At 29.2% G+C, this 17390-nt stretch carries 12 protein-coding genes and 8 pseudogenes; 13 read left to right on the forward strand and 7 right to left on the reverse strand.

The annotated features are described in order from the left end of the window. Nucleotides 1-96: 96 nt before the first annotated feature. From ACZ1HD_RS09890 to ACZ1HD_RS09900, 3 genes are all read left to right on the forward strand, one after another. On the forward strand, nt 97-591 hold the full coding sequence (locus ACZ1HD_RS09890; RefSeq protein WP_077809560.1) for an RNA polymerase sigma factor: 495 nt from the start codon (nt 97-99) through the stop codon (nt 589-591). A 164-nt stretch (nt 592-755) separates the two neighbouring features. After that, complete coding sequence (locus ACZ1HD_RS09895) at nt 756-1208, forward strand: hypothetical protein (RefSeq protein WP_472687347.1); 453 nt, start codon at nt 756-758, stop codon at nt 1206-1208. A gap of 242 nt (nt 1209-1450) precedes the next feature. Then, the gene (locus ACZ1HD_RS09900) at nt 1451-1699 is read left to right on the forward strand and encodes a hypothetical protein (protein ID WP_472687348.1); all 249 of its coding nucleotides are present in this window, start codon (nt 1451-1453) and stop codon (nt 1697-1699) included. On the opposite strand, the pseudogene ACZ1HD_RS09905 reads toward ACZ1HD_RS09900, so the two are convergent. Further along, nucleotides 1696-2714, reverse strand: a pseudogene (locus tag ACZ1HD_RS09905) (threonine aldolase family protein). The gene ACZ1HD_RS09900 and the pseudogene ACZ1HD_RS09905 overlap by 4 nt on opposite strands. A gap of 20 nt (nt 2715-2734) precedes the next feature. Next, nucleotides 2735-5147 (reverse strand): annotated as a pseudogene (locus ACZ1HD_RS09910) (zinc-dependent metalloprotease). A gap of 87 nt (nt 5148-5234) precedes the next feature. Here ACZ1HD_RS09910 and prfB point away from each other — a divergent pair. From prfB to ACZ1HD_RS09935, 5 genes and pseudogenes are all read left to right on the forward strand, one after another. Continuing rightward, nucleotides 5235-6330 (forward strand): annotated as a pseudogene (prfB, locus tag ACZ1HD_RS09915) (peptide chain release factor 2). 14 nt (nt 6331-6344) lie between these two features. Next, nucleotides 6345-6685, forward strand: a pseudogene (arsC, locus tag ACZ1HD_RS09920) (arsenate reductase (glutaredoxin)). A 308-nt stretch (nt 6686-6993) separates the two neighbouring features. Continuing rightward, nucleotides 6994-7083: pseudogene (locus ACZ1HD_RS09925) on the forward strand (hypothetical protein); the annotation flags it as partial. Between the two features lie 123 nt (nt 7084-7206). Beyond that, on the forward strand, nt 7207-7725 hold the full coding sequence (locus tag ACZ1HD_RS09930; RefSeq protein ID WP_472687349.1) for a TonB-dependent receptor plug domain-containing protein: 519 nt from the start codon (nt 7207-7209) through the stop codon (nt 7723-7725). 136 nt (nt 7726-7861) lie between these two features. Then, the gene (locus ACZ1HD_RS09935) at nt 7862-9244 is read left to right on the forward strand and encodes an outer membrane beta-barrel family protein (RefSeq protein ID WP_472689324.1); all 1383 of its coding nucleotides are present in this window, start codon (nt 7862-7864) and stop codon (nt 9242-9244) included. A gap of 142 nt (nt 9245-9386) precedes the next feature. On the opposite strand, the gene ACZ1HD_RS09940 is transcribed toward ACZ1HD_RS09935, so the two are convergent. Next, nucleotides 9387-9560 (reverse strand): hypothetical protein, encoded by a 174-nt coding sequence (locus tag ACZ1HD_RS09940; protein WP_172830837.1) that lies wholly within the window; start codon nt 9558-9560, stop codon nt 9387-9389. Nucleotides 9561-9711: 151 nt separating this feature from the next. Between ACZ1HD_RS09940 and fumC the strand changes: the two are divergent. After that, a pseudogene (gene fumC, locus ACZ1HD_RS09945) lies at nt 9712-11111 on the forward strand (class II fumarate hydratase). A gap of 86 nt (nt 11112-11197) precedes the next feature. Continuing rightward, nucleotides 11198-11670: pseudogene (locus ACZ1HD_RS09950) on the forward strand (nucleoside deaminase). A 35-nt stretch (nt 11671-11705) separates the two neighbouring features. Here the strand turns inward: ACZ1HD_RS09950 and ACZ1HD_RS09955 are convergent. From ACZ1HD_RS09955 to ACZ1HD_RS09970, 4 genes are all read right to left on the reverse strand, one after another. Further along, on the reverse strand, nt 11706-12215 hold the full coding sequence (locus tag ACZ1HD_RS09955) for a DinB family protein (RefSeq protein ID WP_472687350.1): 510 nt from the start codon (nt 12213-12215) through the stop codon (nt 11706-11708). An 8-nt stretch (nt 12216-12223) separates the two neighbouring features. Next, entirely contained in the window at nt 12224-13294 is a 1071-nt protein-coding gene (locus ACZ1HD_RS09960; protein WP_472687351.1) for a polysaccharide biosynthesis tyrosine autokinase, read from the reverse strand. A 169-nt stretch (nt 13295-13463) separates the two neighbouring features. Then, on the reverse strand, nt 13464-14693 hold the full coding sequence (locus ACZ1HD_RS09965) for a GumC domain-containing protein (protein ID WP_472687352.1): 1230 nt from the start codon (nt 14691-14693) through the stop codon (nt 13464-13466). 6 nt (nt 14694-14699) lie between these two features. Beyond that, nucleotides 14700-15344 carry a polysaccharide biosynthesis/export family protein gene (locus ACZ1HD_RS09970; RefSeq protein WP_472687353.1) on the reverse strand — a complete coding sequence of 215 codons (645 nt, stop codon included), beginning with the start codon at nt 15342-15344 and terminating at the stop codon, nt 14700-14702. Between the two features lie 340 nt (nt 15345-15684). Here ACZ1HD_RS09970 and ACZ1HD_RS09975 point away from each other — a divergent pair, with 340 nt between their 5' ends. The 3 genes and pseudogenes from ACZ1HD_RS09975 to ACZ1HD_RS09985 all read left to right on the forward strand — a co-directional run bounded on the left by ACZ1HD_RS09975 (nt 15685) and on the right by ACZ1HD_RS09985 (nt 17372). Continuing rightward, on the forward strand, nt 15685-16362 hold the full coding sequence (locus ACZ1HD_RS09975) for an O-methyltransferase (protein ID WP_472687354.1): 678 nt from the start codon (nt 15685-15687) through the stop codon (nt 16360-16362). A gap of 58 nt (nt 16363-16420) precedes the next feature. After that, nucleotides 16421-16992 (forward strand): annotated as a pseudogene (locus ACZ1HD_RS09980) (cob(I)yrinic acid a,c-diamide adenosyltransferase). A 158-nt stretch (nt 16993-17150) separates the two neighbouring features. Further along, nucleotides 17151-17372 carry a DUF2795 domain-containing protein gene (locus tag ACZ1HD_RS09985; RefSeq protein WP_077809574.1) on the forward strand — a complete coding sequence of 74 codons (222 nt, stop codon included), beginning with the start codon at nt 17151-17153 and terminating at the stop codon, nt 17370-17372. Nucleotides 17373-17390: the final 18 nt, after the last annotated feature.

Raw genomic sequence — 17390 nt, forward strand, 5'->3', positions numbered from 1 at the left:
AATGTAAAGAAATTTAATTCAAAAAAATATTTTTTATAATAATTGTAACATTTTCTACATTTACGCTACTTATAAATAACTAACCTAATTACAAAAGTGCAAAAAGATTTAGAAGCTAAATTTTTAGTAGACTTTGAAACAAATCAAAATATTGCGCATAAAATTTGTAGAATTTATACTACAAATAAAGATGCTCATAACGATTTGTTTCAAGAAATAACCATACAAGTTTGGAAAAACTACCCAAAATTTAGGGGAGATTCTAAATTTAGTACTTGGATGTATAGAGTAGCTTTAAATACAGCAATTTCATTATATAGAAAATCTACACGAAGAGTAAAAACTCAAGATTTTAGTGATGTTGCCTTTAAAATTAAAGCTACAGATTATGATGATACCGAAGAAGTGCAATTAAAAGCACTTTATAAAGCGATTCATAGGTTAAATGATATTGATAAAGCGCTCATTTTTTTATACTTAGAAGATAAACCGTATAAAGAAATTTCGGAAACACTGGGAATATCTAGTGTAAATGCAAGAGTTAAAATGAATAGAGCAAAAGAAAAGTTAAAAAACATTCTAAACCCATAAACTATGGATTTATTAGATAATTATAAAAAAGCCTGGAAAAATCAACCGAAGAAGAAAGTAAATTTTCTACTGTAGAAATTTACAAACTTGCACAATCTAGATCATCATCTATTGTAAAATGGATATTTATTATTGGTATTTTAGAATTTGTAATTTTAAATTCTATGTACTTTTTTGTTGATATGGATGAAGCGTATGACGAATACAAAAAGTTAGGTTTAGAGAACTTTGTATATTATTCACAAATATTAGCCTATTTAATAATTTTCTATTTTTTGATAATGTTTTATAAGAACTACCAAAAAATTTCAACATCTGATTCTACAAAATTGTTGATGAAGAAAATTCTTAAAACAAGAAAAACTGTTAGAAACTACATGCTATTTAATTTAGGTTACATGGCTTTATTGCTAATAATTGTTTCTGTAGCTAATATCAATTTAAATATTGATGATTTATCAAGAAAGCAAATACTACTTATTATATTACTAACATTAGTAGTTACAATAGTAGCATTAGCTATATTGTGGTTATTTTATCAATTACTTTATGGATTTTTATTAAGAAAACTAAATAGAAATTATAAAGAATTAGCTAAATTAGACGGCAACTTATAAAATTAAATGCCATGAAAAAGATTTTTTACTCGTATGTCTAGGTTTATCACTGTCTTCATTTTCTCAAAAGTCAGATTTTTGGGAAAACATACAATTTGGCGGTGGTGTTAGTTTAGGTTTCGGAAGCCAAACTACTATTGGTATTTCACCGAGTGCCATATATAATTTTGATAACGGTTTTGCTTTAGGTGCAGGTTTAAATTATTTGTATTCAGAAATTAACGATTTTTCTACAAGTGTTTATGGCGCAAGTATTATCTCTTTATATCAAACAAAATTTGGTGTACAATTATCTCGGCGAATTTGATTATAATTTTGCGAATCAAAAAGATCAATTTGCATCTGTAAATACAAATTTCCCAGCACTACACTTGGGTGTGGCTTACAACCAAGGTAGATTTGCTGTCGGAATTAGATATGATGTTTTATATGATGAAAATAAAAGTGTTTTTGCTTCACCTATTTCTCCTATAGTTCGCTTTTACTTCTAAAAATTTTTTAATTCTCTTAATAAGATTTCATGCATCTCATTGGTATAATCTAAATGCGTTACAATTCTTATTTTACCTTCTCCCATAGGAGTTAATAAAATATTTTTGTCTTTCATTTTAGCTATAAAATTATCTGCTCCTATTTCTTTATCAACATAAAAAATAACAATATTTGTTTCTATACTTTCTACTTTAGTAATGTAAGAGCAAGATTTTAAAACTGTTCCTATTTCTTTTGCTTTTTGATGGTCTTCTGCTAATCTATTAACATGATTGTCTAATGCATAAATTCCCGCAGCTGCTAAAAAACCAACTTGTCTCATACCACCACCCAATAATTTTCTTAACCTTAAGGCTTTTTCTATATCTTTTTTAGAACCTAATAAGATTGATCCAATTGGGGCACCTAAACCTTTGGATAAACAGATAGAAATAGTATCAAACAATTGCCCGTATTGTTTTGGAGTTTCATTTTTAGCGACTAAAGCATTAAATAAACGTGCTCCGTCTAAATGAAATTTTAAATTATTATCTTTAGTTACTTTTTTAATTTTTTCTAATTCAGAAAAATCCCAACATGCTCCACCACCTTTGTTTGTTGTATTTTCTATACAAACTAATTTATTAAAAGGTAAATATATTTGAGGTGTTGTACTAGCAACTTCTTCTAACTGTTCTGCAGTAAACATACCTCTGTTACCATCAATCAATTTACAAGTTACACCGTAATTAAAAGCAACACCACCACCTTCGTAATTATAAACATGTGCATATTTATCGCAAATTAATTGATCTCCTGGTTGCGTATGTAATTTTATAGCTGTTTGATTTGCCATCGTACCGTAAGGAAAAATAAAGCAGCTTCCATACCAAACATTTTAGCAGCTTTTTCTTGCAATTCATTTACCGTAGGATCCATGTTAAAAACATCATCACCAACTTTAGCACTCATCATCGAAGCCAACATTTCTTTTGTTGGTCTTGTAACTGTATCCGAAATTAAATCTATAATCATGTATTAATCTTTCTAAACTTTTAATTAAAACTTCCTATTGGCGAACCATCTCGGAATTTTTGGTGCTCTTGTTTTTTTATATGACGCTGGATTTTTCATAAAATTATCTATCATTTTAATCAACGATAAATTATACATTTTCTGAACTCCTGTTTTATTCGTGTTTTTTAAATAATCTTTAATCTCATTTAAATTATAATCTACAATTGCATTTACTTGTTTGTACTGATTTTTATTAGCTGCTAAATAAAATAATTGTTCTAAAACCTTAACATTTATAACATTTTGAAGTTCTTGGTAATAAGAATCGTTGTAATTCTTTTTTATTGATTTTGTAATCAATTCTTGCAATAACTCATTGAAACCTAAATTATTTTTGTTTAAGCTTTTATGAGCTACTAATCTAGAAACTCTTTGCGGATTCAATAATAAATTCAACGTCATTTCACTTGCTGTTTCTACTGCACTAAAAGCATCAAACTCTACACCTAATTTACTTTTAAAAGATTCTCTAGATCTGCCAAACCCCATTGCTCTTGGCGGAAATAAAGACAACTTATCTTTCGGAATTGCGATTTCATTTACATCAATAGTTTTTAAAACAGCTTGCAATGCTATTCTTTCTGATGCACCGAAGCGTTTTTTACAACTGTTTCTTTACCATCTTTTACTGCATAAGAATACTCTAAACCACCAATAATTTTCACAGTAGCTTCTGTTTGAAATCTATGGAAAAAATACAGCGGAACAAATACATCTTCTAAAACAGAATATGGTTGATTAGATTTTATATTATCCGTAGAAAAATCTTGAATTGCATTTTTTCTAATTTCTAAAATATTATATAATTCATCGTGAACATTACCACCATTATCCCACAAATGCGCAGAAATACTTGCACTTCCTTGTGATCTAGCATCAGAATCTGATAAGTATTTTAAACCTTTTGCAGTTGCATTGTCTAAAATTTTATTCAGTTCGTTTTCTTCATCTTTTTCAAAATCTTGATAAAAATAAGCAACAGTAACCTTATCCCAATCACCTATTTTATCATCATAAGCCTTAGAAAAATCAATTTTACCATTTTTTAATGAAAACTGCGGATGCGGATAATCCATAACAGAAGCTCTACCATTTGTACTTGCAGCAAAATTATGTGCAAAGCCTAATGTATGCCCTATTTCGTGTGCAGATAATTGTCTAATTCTTGCAATTGCCATTTGCAAAGCAAAATCATCTTCTGCTTTTTTATTCTTATAAGGAGCTTGTAAAGCTTGTGCTATTAAAAAATCTTGACGAATTCTTAAACTCCCCAAACTAACATGTCCTTTTAAAATTTCACCTGTTCTTGGGTCAGAAATACTTCCACCGTAACTCCAACCTCTTGTAGATCTATGAACCCATTGTACCATGTTGTAGCGAATATCTAAAGGATCTGCACCTTCGGCAACATTTTCATTTGAAAAGCATTTTTGTAACCAATTGCCTCGAAAGCTTGATTCCACCATCTACCACCTTCTAATAAAGCCGAACGTACAGGTTCGGTGTACCTCTGTCTAAATAATAAATTATAGGTTCTACAGCTTCAGAAACTGCGGCTTTCGGATTTTTCTTTTCTAATCGATGTCTATAAACAAATCGTTTTGTAATCGATTCGTTTACAGGAGTCGCATAATCTAAATAAGACATTGGATAACCACCAGATCTTGGATCAAATTTTCTTGGTTTGTAATTATCATCCGGTAATTCTACAAAAGAATGGTGTTGATTTACAGTAACCAAACTTGCATCTGGCGTAACACTTCTAATATTATAACCTCTAGCACTTCCTTTAAAAGTTAATAAAACATCGAATTCTACATTTTTTGGAAACGCTTTGGTACGCTCTAAATTAAACGCAGATTTGCTTTTATCTAAACTATAATTACCCTGATTATTTCTTGCCAAAGTTCTTGCAACACCATGCGCATCTCTCATAAAAAAAGAGGTTGCATCAACCAAAAACTTGTCATTTTTTTCTTCTTTAATTACAAAACCATGTAAAACAGATTTAGCAAAGGCTTCTTTAACAGATTGCTTTTCTTCTTTATTAGAAGTTATTGCTCTAAAATCTTGATTTGGCTGAACAAGTAATAATTTATTACCCGCTTTTTTAAAATGCACAACTACGCCGCTACCCAATTGCCCTCGATCTAACCCAATATCGTTAGAACCCACACCTTCCGAAAGAGAACGAACATATAAAAAATCTGAATCTATTTTTTCTACTTGAAGGTAAATTTTATCTGAATTTACATCATAATAATACGTAAAATAACCTTCGTATTTTGTAATTCCTTTTTGCATTTTGTCACTTTTTTTATCAGTAAAAAATTGCGAAAATCCATCAAAAGAAATCGTAATAAAAAAGAGAATAAGTAGTAGTTTTTTCATGTTTGGTATATTTTTTATAAATCTATAAAATAACTATCAACTTAAAAAACAAGAAATCTTAAAATTTCATTTATTTTTGCTTTATATATGGTTACACAAGAACAGTTAAAAGACATAGCTACAAGAATAGATAAATTAAAATCTTATTTAGAAATTGATAAAAAACTCATTGAAATTGCCAATGAGGAAGAAAAAACTGCAAACCCGCATTTTTGGAACACCCCAAAAGAAGCAGAAGTATTAATGAAAGAATTAAGGTTCAAAAAAAGTGGGTAGAAGACTACAATAAAACCATTTCTTTATATGAAGACACAAATGTGCTATATGAATTTTATAAAGAAGGCGAAGTAGATGAAAGTGAAGTAATAGCCCAGTTTGAAAAAACAAGTACTTTTTTAGAGGATTTAGAATTTAAAAATATGCTTTCTGATGAAGGAGATTCTTTATCTGCAACGATACAAATTAATGCAGGTGCTGGCGGAACAGAAAGTTGCGATTGGGTAGAAATGTTATCGAGAATGTACACAATGTGGGCAGAAAAACAAGGTTACAAACTTAAAACTTTAAATTATCAAGCTGGCGATGTTGTTGGTATTAAAACTATAACAATAGAAATTGAAGGCGATTATGCTTTTGGTTGGCTAAAAGGAGAAAATGGTGTGCATCGATTGGTTAGAATTTCTCCGTTTGACTCGAATGCAAAAAGACATACAACTTTTGGTTCTGTTTACGTTTTTCCGGTTGCTGATGATTCTATAGAAATAGAAATTAATCCTGCTGATATTGAAATTGTAACTGCTAGATCTAGTGGTGCCGGCGGACAAAATGTAAATAAAGTTGAAACAAAAGTACAACTAACGCATAAACCAACCGGAATTCAAATTTCTTGCTCTAACTCTAGATCTCAACACGATAATAGGGCTACAGCTTTAAAAATGTTAAAATCTCAATTGTATGAAATCGAGTTACAAAAACAACAAGCAACACGAGACGAAATAGAATCGGAAAATTAAAAAATGAATGGGGAAGCCAAATTAGAAACTATGTAATGCATCCTTATAAATTAGTAAAAGATGTTAGAACTGCCCATGAAACCGGTAATGTAGATAATGTAATGAATGGTGATATTAATCCGTTTTTAAAATCTTATTTAATGATGAACGGACAAAAAGAAACCTCTTAAAAATAATCCTAATTATGATAAAAATATACCACAATCCGCGTTGTTCTAAATCTAGACAAGGTTTAGCAATATTAGAAGAATCTAAAAAAGATTTCGAAATAGTTAAATATTTAGAAGAAATTCCATCAGAAAAAGAATTAAAAGCTATTATTGAAAAACTAGGCATCTCTCCTATTCAATTAGTTAGAAAAACAGAAAAAATCGGAAAGAAAATTTTAAAGGAAAAGAGCTTTCTAATGATGAAATAGTTACTGCTATGATAGAAAACCCTAAATTAATAGAAAGACCAATAGTTATAAATAACAACAAAGCAGTAATTGGTAGACCGCCGGAAAATATTACTACAATTTTATAGTTAAAAATGAATTAGCATTTCTTTAACTTTTCTTTAACTGAGTTGGATTAAACTATAAATGATTTTTGTAGTCTTAAAAGAAAACCCAACTCAGTTTTGATAAAAAAATTTACATTCTTTATTTGTTGTTTATTTACTATTTCAACAACATTCTCGCAAAGCAAAGACGCTACAAACACAATTAAAATTTTTGGTAAAGTTATAGATGCTAAAACTAATCAACCTTTAGAATACGCTACTATAATTATAAAAAACACCAAAACAGAAAAAGTTTCGGAGGAATTACAGATCTAGACGGAAACTTTTCGATTCAACTACCAAAGGCTAATTATCAAATTAGTGTAGAATTTATCTCTTTTAAATCGATAAATTTTCCTGCAGAAGAAATTACATCCAACAAAAATTTAGGTACAATTAAACTAGCAGAAGATACTAATAGTTTAAATGAAATTGTAATTGTAGCAGAAAAATCTACAGTAGATATTCGTTTAGATAAAAAGATTTACAATGTTGGTAAAGATATGACAGTAAAAGGTGGTACCGCTTCTGATGTTTTAGACAATGTACCTTCTGTTGATGTTGATCCGGAAGGAGCAGTAAGTTTAAGAGGAAGTGAAAACGTAAGAATTTTAATTGACGGAAAACCATCTGCTTTAGTAGGTTTAAATGGTGCAGACGCCTTAAGACAGTTACCTTCTGATGCCATAGAACGTGTCGAAGTTATTACATCACCATCTGCAAGATATGATGCTGAAGGTACTGCAGGAATTTTAAATATTATTTTAAGAAAAGGAAAAGCTGTTGGTTTTAATGGTTCTGTAAATGTAACTGTAGGTGATCCGCAGAACTATCAAGGTGCCGTAAATTTAAATATGCGTACAGAAAAAGTTAATGTTTTTTCTAATTTTGGCTATAATGATAGAAAAGGACCTGGTAATTATTTGGCAGATATTACTTATTTATCTAACGGTGCAATCGATAGTTTAAGAACAGAAAAAGAAACTTCGACAGAAATCGTGCTGGTTTTAATGGTAATGTAGGTTTAGAGTATTATTTAAATGATGATAGTTCTATTACAGGTACTGTTTTTGTAAGAAGTTCTAATAACAATTCTTATTCTACAAACAACATAAGTTCTTTTGATCCTTCGGTAACAATTTATACAACTCGTTAAGAATTCAAGATGAAGACGAAAAAGACGAATCTTTACAATTCTCTTTAAATTATGCTAATAACTTTAATGACAAAGGTCATAAACTTACTGTTGATTATCAGTACAACGCTAGTAATGAATTTGAAAGTGCAGATATTTTTGACACAAATTTAGAGTTTAATTCAACAAAAGAGATTTCTGTTGACAACCTATTTCAGGCAGATTATGTTTTACCAATCGGAGAAAGCGCGCAATTTGAAGCTGGTTATAGAGGTAATTTTCAAGATTTAACTTCTAATTATCTAGTTGTTGCTCCTAATTTAGATCCAAGATTTAATCCGTCTAATAACTTAGAATTTACTCAAAACGTAAATGCATTTTACACTCAATTCGGAAACAAGATAAATAAGTTCTCTTATTTATTAGGTTTAAGAGCAGAAATTACAGCAATAGATATAAATCTTTTAACAACTCAAGAAAATTATAAGAAAAGATTTACAGACTTTTTTCCTACGGTAAATTTAGGCTATGAAGTTAACGATGATCAAAGTTTTACTTTGGGTTATAGTAGAAGATTAAGAAGACCAAGATCTCGTTTTTTAAATCCGTTTGAAAACAGAGCCAGCGAAACTGTTATTTCTAAAGGTAACGTTAACTTAGACCCAACTTATACAAATTCTTTTGATTTAGGTTACTTAAACCGTTGGGGAAAATTAACATTAAACTCTTCTATTTATTATCAGCATTCTACAAACAACATTGTACGAGTAAACAGAGAAGAAGTGAGAATTATAAATAATAAAGAAACAAATGTATTGGTTAGAGAGCCTATTAATTTGGCTTCGGAAGATAGAATGGGCTTCGAGTTTAATGCCAACTACAATCCATCAAGAAAAATAAAGCTTTACGGTAGTTTTAACTTTTTTCAGTTTGAAACAAACGGAGAATATACTTATGATATAACAAACCCAACAACGAATACAGTTAAAAGTGTTACACAAGATTTTGATGCAAAAAATACATCTTGGTTTACAAGGTTTGACGCAAGAGTTAGCTTGCCTTTAGATATCGAATGGCAAACAAGATTGTTTTACAGAGGACCAAGAAGTGATGCTCAGAGTGACACAGATGGAATTTTCTCTGCAAACTTAGCTTTTAGTAAAGATATTTTAAAAGACAAAGGTACATTGGTCTTAAATGTTAGTGATGTTTTTAACTCTAGAAAATATGTAACAAACGCTTTTGCACCAAGTAGAGAAAACCCTACAAATATTTCGAACCAAACCTTTCAATGGCGTGTTCGTCAAGTTTCTTTAAACTTTACATATAGATTTAATCAGAATAAAAGCCAGAAAGAAAGAAACCAACGACAAAGAGATGATGATGGTGGCGGAGACGAATTTTAACATTAAACGCTCAGAGTTTTATAAAACTCTGAGCGTTTATATTTAGATAGAAAATTAATTATGTAAAATCCCTCAGAATTAAAAACAAAAAAACTCGTTCAAATAAATTGAACGAGTTTTTTTAATATTTTAAGAAAAAAGACTATTTACCTTCTGCTGCCTTTTTTGCATCACTTTTAAGTTTTAAATTCTCCCAAATAGTTCCACCAATCCAATAAGGTACTACAAATGTTAACAAGAAAATTAACAACCAAAAACCAGCTGTAAAAATAAACATAAATAAAACTAAACCTGAAAATTGTGAAAAATCTAACATTTATATATTTTGAAAAATTATTACAGCAAAAATAATACTAATTTTTAAAAATTACTATCAAAAATTATTTTTTTCAATAGTATTTAATAGTTTGTATTATTAAGATTTAGCTTAGTTTTTGTAAATTTGTTCGATCTAAAATAAAGTTAAAATGTCAAAATACAGAATAGAAAAAGACACAATGGGAAATGTAGAAGTTCCTGCTGATAAATATTGGGGAGCACAAACACAACGTTCTCGAAACAATTTTAAAATTGGTGCTGCAGCTTCTATGCCTCTAGAAATAGTATATGGTTTTGCATATTTAAAAAAAGCAGCAGCTTTTACAAATGCAGAGTTAGGAGTTTTAGCTACAGAAAAAAGAGATTTAATTGCACAAGTTTGTGATGAAATTTTAGAAGGTAAACTAGATGATCAATTTCCATTAGTTATATGGCAAACAGGTTCTGGTACGCAATCTAATATGAATGTAAATGAAGTTATCGCAAACAGAGCTCATGAAATAGCTGGAAAAGTTATCGGTGAAGGCGAGAAAACAATTCAACCCAATGATGATGTAAACAAATCTCAATCTTCTAACGATACATTTCCAACAGGAATGCATATTGCAATTTATAAGAAGATTAAAGAGACAACAATACCAGGTATAATAAAACTTAGAAATACTTTAAATGATAAAGCCGTTGCTTTTAAAGATGTAGTTAAAATTGGTAGAACTCACTTAATGGATGCTACACCTTTAACTTTAGGGCAAGAATTTTCTGGTTATGTAGCACAATTAGATTTTGGCTTAAAAGCTTTAGAAAATACTTTAGCACATTTAAGTCAGTTAGCACTTGGTGGTACAGCTGTGGGTACAGGTTTAAATACACCTGCAGGTTATGATGTAATGGTTGCTAAATATATAGCAGAGTTTACCGATTTACCTTTTATTACTGCAGAAAATAAATTCGAAGCTTTAGCTGCTCATGATGCATTGGTAGAAACACATGGCGCTTTAAAGCAAATTGCCGTTTCTTTAAATAAAATAGCAAACGATATTCGTTTAATGTCTTCGGACCAAGATCTGGAATAGGAGAAATTATTATCCCTGCAAACGAACCAGGGTCTTCTATAATGCCAGGTAAAGTAAATCCTACACAAGCAGAAGCAATAACAATGGTTTGTGCGCAAGTTATGGGTAATGATGTTGCCGTAACAATTGGTGGTACGCAAGGTCATTATGAACTTAATGTTTTTAAACCAATGATGGCTGCAAATGTTTTACAATCTGCACAATTAATTGGTGACGCATGTGTTTCTTTTGAAGAAAATTGTGTTACAGGTATAGAGCCAAATCACTCTAGAATTACAGAGTTGGTAAATAACTCTTTAATGTTAGTTACTGCCTTAAACACTAAAATAGGATATTACAAGGCTGCAGAAATAGCTAATACTGCTCATGCTAACGGAACAACACTAAAAACAGAAGCAGTTCGTTTAGGGTATGTTACTGAAGCAGAATATGACGAATGGGTTAAACCAGAAGAAATGACTGGTAGTTTAAAATAAAAATGAAATTACAAGAATTAAAAAGCTGTAATTAATTTTGCAGCTTTTTTTGGCTTAGAAAATAATTATAATTAAAGTTAATGAAGATGACAAATCACGAAGGATTTATGAGTGAAGCAGTAAAAGCTGCATTAAAAGGAATGAGTAACAATGAAGGAGGACCTTTTGGTTGTATTGTTGTAAAAAACGGTGAAATTGTAGGTAGAGGAAACAACAAGGTTACTTCTACAAACGACCCAACAGCACACGCTGAGGTTACTGCTATAAGAGATGCTTGTAAAAACTTAAACTCTTTTCAGTTAGATGGCTGTATTGTTTACACTTCTTGCGAGCCTTGTCCTATGTGCTTAGGTGCAATCTATTGGGCAAGACCGGATAAAGTTTATTACGGAAGCAATCAGCAAGATGCTGCAAATATTGGTTTTGATGATGAGTTTATATATAAAGAAATTCCGTTACCTTACGAAAAAGAAGTATTCCTTTTGAACAAATTGGAAGAGAAATTGCTTTAGAACCTTTTCAAAAATGGTCTGAAAAAGAAGACAAAACCGAATATTAAATAAAAAAACCGAAGCTTAAATGCTTCGGTTTTTTTTACAAATATCTTTCTGTTATAATATTTACATGATGTAATTGGTGACCTGAGAATAAATAACCTAATGCCCTAACTGAAATTGAGTTTTTAGAAGCAATTCCTTTTCTTAAAAGAGCTTCTGAAGTAAAACTTTTAAACATTTGTATGGTTGATTTTCTTAAAACATCCATTTCTGAAAGTAACTCATAAAAATCTCTATCGTTTGCATTATCATTATCAACAAAAATATCTTGATCAAAACCTGGCAATTCTGTTTTATCATTTCTAGCGAAACATAATGCTCTGTAACAAAATACTCTCTCTGTATCTATTACATGTTGTATCAGTTCTTTTAACGTCCATTTACCTTCATCATAAGCATAGTTATGTTTTTCTACAGGTAAATTGTCTAATAAATTATGAAACTCTTTTTGAGATGCTTCTAAATTATCAATTATAGACATCTCTTTTACAGAAACCAACTGCATGTATTGCTCAAAATAAGGTGCGTATTCTGATTTAGAAATCATTTATAAAATTATTTTTTAGGTTTAAAAATATTAAATACTCTAGACATAAAACTCGTGCTTTCCTCATTCTCGTGATATCCATAACCGTACTTACCATAACCGTAGCCGTAACCATATCCGTAGCCATAACCGTAACCATATCCGTATTTGTTTTTGATAGAAAAATCATTTAAAACATAACTAATATTAGCAACTTCTTTATTTTTGTACTTATCATCAATCATTCTCATCATACCTCTTTCTGTGTAATTCTGTCTAACCACATAAATAACAGCATCAGAATGTTTAAATAATTCTAAAGCATCAGAAACTAAACCAACAGGAGGCGTATCAATAATTACATAATCGTAATCTTTTTTCAATTGTTCTATCATTTCATCGGCAGCATTACCTAATAATAATTCCGACGGATTTGGAGGTATTGGACCTGATAAAATTAAATCTAAGTTTGGTATTTTTGTTGGTGTAATTACTTCTTCTAAAGTTTTTTGCTTAATCAAGTAATTAACAATTCCTATGTCATTTGGCAAATTAAAATCGTCATAAATTTTAGGTTTTCTTAAATCTAAACCTAATAATACTGTCTTTTTACCACTTAATGCAAAAACAGTTGCCATGTTTATAGATATCATGGTTTTACCTTCTCCACTTACAGAAGAAGTTAAAATCAGGGTTTTAGAATCCTTATTACTTGCATCTTTAAATAAGAACTGAATATTAGACCGAAGAGCTCTAAAAGATTCTGCTACCGAAGATTTTGGTCTCTCGAAAACAGCTAAATTGTTATTACCTGCATTATTACCAACTACACCTAAAACAGGAATTGAATAATTATTTTGAATTTCTTCTGCAGTATGAATCTTATTATCTAAAATTTCTTTAATAATAATGTAAAATAACGGTAAAATACCACCTAACATAATAGCTACTAAATAGTTAAAGCTAGGTATTGGATAATTTGGCCCTTGACCTAAATCTTTAGCAGTATCAATAATTTTAACATCAGAAACATTTGCAGCAATAGCTGTACCTGCTTCATATTTTTTTTGCTTTAAATAATTATAATTTGCCTCAGACAATTCATAATCTCTTTGATAAGTTATTAACCCCTGCTCTTTCTTAGGTAATTTTCTCTTTTGAGACTGATACTTATTTAGATTTGCATTTAATTTTCTTAACCTATTACTGTTTACCTCTTCTAAAGAAGAAATATTTTCTAGTAAATTATTTTTAATAATCTCAATCTCTCTAGATATTTGAATAACATCTCGGATGATTGTCTTTTACAAGATTTCTTAAACTTTCTCTAAAACTAGATTTTGTAACCAAGTTATTAATTAATTCAGCTATTTTAAGATCTTCTATTTGAAGTGTAGCCGGAACTAAATTATCTCTGTTGTATTTATTATTAGATTTTATGTAACTTTTTAAATTATTTAAATACTCTCTATAACTTAGTATTTGTTGTTTCTCTTTTTCTATGCTTATCGCTTCACCAAAAATTTCTGTTCCTTGAGTAGATAAATCGAAAATATTATTCTTCTCTCTATATTCACCTAATTCTTTTTCTAGTTTTATTAATTTCTGTTCTTCATCTTTAAATAATGTATCAATATAAGCTCTGGTTTTGACTGCATATTCAATTTTCTGAACTTGCTTAACAGAATCTAAAACTTTTACCGTTGCATTTAAATAATCTTCTAATCTTTTTTTATTAACACCATCTTTACGAAGCCTTAGCATCGAAGCTGCATTTGTTATCGTACTTACAGAAACACCTTTATTAGCACCAACAGTACCATCAAAACTAGCAAACTTTATAAAAAATTGTTCTCCTGCATTAAAAGGAGCTAATTGTTTAATTGTAAAACTAAAAAATGGAGTTTCTATTAGTTCACCTACTTTATAATCTTTTGAATAATTTAATTCTGATGAAGGTAAACTTGATATTGTATTCGTATCATAATTAATTATCGCATTATTTCCCGATTCATTAAAATCAAAAGAAAGTTTGAAAGTTGTATCACTAGTAAATTCAATATTGATTAATTTATTAAGTAATTGAGGTTTAGTGGTATTTAAATTAACTATAAACGGTGTATAACCATATTTATCTTCTAACCTAAACTTACCATCTTGAAAATATTGAATATAAAAGTTTAGACGTTTAACTACTATTTCATTATGAGATCTAGATTGTAAAATAACTTTTACCGTTTCTAGTTCATCACTAGAACCACCCCAATTAAATGCAATATTTGTTCCTGTAGAAAACAACGGATTATTTTCTTCTTTTACAGAAATAACAGTCTCTAAACTAAATGTTTTCTGCAAGTAACCATTCATAAATTTGGCTACAATTAAACCAATAATTATAGTTACCAAAAATAATTTCCAATAAGCCAGCACTTTAAATAGATAGTCTTTTACATCTATGTTTGCTCCGCTATTTTGAACACCTTTAGATTGATTATTCATAGTATTTTATAAATTTCTTGCTAAAATTATTGTTGTAGAAATAAGTGTTAATAAAGAAACTATCGTAGTTAAACTCTGCAAACCAGTAGTACCAGTTCCCCAAGATTTTTCTTTTAATGGTTTAATATTAATTATATCATTAGGCTTAATATAAAAAGCTTCATCGTTTAATACATCTATATCAGTTAAGTCTACTACAAACTTTTTAGTTCCATTACCTGTTTTTCTAATAATCTCAACAGCTTTTCTATTACCAACATCTGTAATATCACCTGAATTTGCGATTGCATCAATAATAGAAACTCTATTTTGATAAATTATATTAGTTCCTGTTTGATTAATTTCACCTAAAATAGTATATCTAATTCCAGAAAGTTTCACAGAAACATATAAGCTTTCGTCATTATTAATATAATCTTGTCTTAAAATATCTTCGATTTTCCTTCTTGCTTCTAACTCAGTATAACCTAACACATTTATTTCACCTAATGTTGGTATTCTAATGTTACCATAGTTATCAATACTGTAATCAGAAAAATAACCTTGATTATTTTCATTTGAACCACCACTATTCATTAAATTGCTATTTAAATTTTGTTTTTGAAAAACAGCAACAATTTCTGGTTTCTTAGAAGATATTGTAATATTCAAAATATCGTCTACTTGTAATTTATAAGGTATATTGTTAATCCTTTTAATTTCTGAATTAGAAGTTGGGTTTCCTTGTAGATACGTTAACTCTTTGTTCGATAAACAAGAACTAAAAAAACTACCCCAAAGAGTAATATTAAGTATTTTTTCATTTTAGATTTTAATGTCAATAATTACAAATATACTTTTTATAAGTGTAAAGCTATAATTTTATTTTATTTTCGTTTTTTCATTTATCTATAATGCTGTATCAACAAAAAAATATCTTCAATTTTTACTAAAATCTAGCAATCAACATGGTGTTCATTCCCCTTTTGTGTATAAATTGGTTACCAAAGGATTGTATTCTAAAAAAAGTAAAAAACTTTGGTCTGAATTCAAAAATATTAAACAGCAATTATTAGACAATAAAAAAATAATTGAAGTCACAGATTTTGGGTCGGGTTCAAAAGTTTTTAAAAATAATAAAAGACAAGTTTCTAAAATAGCCAAAGTTGCTGGTATTTCAAATAAAAAAGCTTCCATTCTTTTAAAAATTGTAACTTATTTTAAGCCATTAAATATCTTAGAGTTTGGTACATCTCTTGGTTTAGCCACTTCGGTATTTAAAATTGCAAATCACTCTGCAAAAATTACAACTTTAGAAGGATGCCAAGAAACAAGTAAAATAGCAAAAAACCTTTTTGAAAGTAATCATTTTAAAAATATTGAAGTTAGAGTTGGCGACTTTAGTAAAACACTAAATACATCAATAAATGAAAGAGAATTCGATCTAATTTATTTTGATGGAAATCATACTAAAGAAGCTACGTTAAAATATTTTAATGATTGTTTACAAACTATACATAATGAATCAATATTTATTTTTGATGATATTTATTGGAACCAAAAAATGCAAGAAGCATGGTTAGAAATAAAAAACGATGAGAATGTAACCGTTACAGTAGATTTATTTTATTTCGGATTGGTATTTTTTAGAAAGGAACAAGCTAAAGAACATTTTAAAATTAGAGTTTAACAAAACTCTAAAGAATAACTTTCGTAAATTTGAAAATATTAAATTCAGACAAAATTAAATGAAAATATATACAAAAACCGGTGATGCCGGAACAACTGCTTTATTTGGAGGAACTAGAGTTAAAAAATACAATTTACGCATCGATAGTTATGGCACAGTAGATGAATTAAATGCATATATTGGCTTAATTAAAGACCAAGAAATTGATTCAGAAATTAAAACTTCACTTTTCAAAATTCAGAACGAATTATTTACTTTAGGAGCAATGTTAGCAACTCCACCGAAAAAGAAACGCTAAAATCTGGTAAAGAAAGATTGAATATTCCTAAAATTAATGAGAACTCTATTTCGTTTTTAGAAAAAGAAATTGATAAATTGGATGCCGAATTACCGCAAATGACTCACTTTATTTTACCAGGAGGTCATCAAGCAGTGTCATTTTGTCACGTTGCAAGGTGTGTTTGTAGAAGAGCAGAACGTTTATCTGTAGAGTTAAACGACCAAGAAACTATTAATAATGAGATCTTAAAATATTTAAACAGACTTTCTGACTACCTTTTTGTGTTGGCACGAAAATTGTCTAAAGACTTACAAGTAGAGGAATTAAAATGGATTCCTGAGAAAAATTAATAAGTTCTTTTTTTATCGATTTGAAGTTTTTTTTAGATTTAAAACACTAATTTTAAGTGATTCACAAAATTTAATAATTACTTCACAATAAATTTCTTAAAAAAGACTTGCATAATTCAGCAAAAAAATTATTTTTGCACAAAATTAAACGATAAGAAATGTATTGGACATTAGAATTAGCATCTTATTTAGCAGATGCGCCTTGGCCAGCAACCAAAGATGAGTTAATAGATTATGCTATTAGAACCGGTTCTCCTTTAGAAGTAGTAGAAAATCTACAAGACATAGAAGATGAGGGTGATGCATACGACTCGATTATTGAGATTTGGCCGGATTATCCAACCGAAGATGATTATCTTTGGAACGAGGATGAATACTAAACATGATAATTAAATATA

Source organism: Polaribacter sp. HA6-7, from assembly GCF_055693625.1.